The following is a 256-nucleotide window of genomic DNA, read 5'->3' on the forward strand; positions in this document are numbered from 1 at the left end:
CTGCCGTCCGCCTCCTCGAACCGCCCGATGCGGCGTTCGAAGGCGCCGGGAAAGGCGCCCTTCTCGTGCCCGAACAGCGCGCTTTCGATCTGGTTGGCCGGGATCGCACCGCAGTTGAAGTGCACCATCTGGCGGCGCGCGCGGGGGGATGCGGCGTGGATCGCCTCTGCCAGCACTTCCTTGCCGACGCCGCTCTCGCCCTCGACCAGCACCGGCACGCGGGCGCGCGCGGCCTTTGCCGCGATCGCGAGCGCCG

At 72.7% G+C, this 256-nt stretch carries 1 protein-coding gene; it reads right to left on the minus strand.

All coding sequences use genetic code 11. From position 1 onward, the window contains the following. On the minus strand, positions 1–256 hold a 256-nt coding region (locus QD228_RS17070), incomplete at both ends, for a sigma 54-interacting transcriptional regulator (RefSeq protein WP_279876139.1).

The organism is Cobetia sp. 3AK, from assembly GCF_029846335.1.
In the GTDB taxonomy this organism is placed as follows: Bacteria; Pseudomonadota; Gammaproteobacteria; order Pseudomonadales; family Halomonadaceae; genus Cobetia; species Cobetia marina.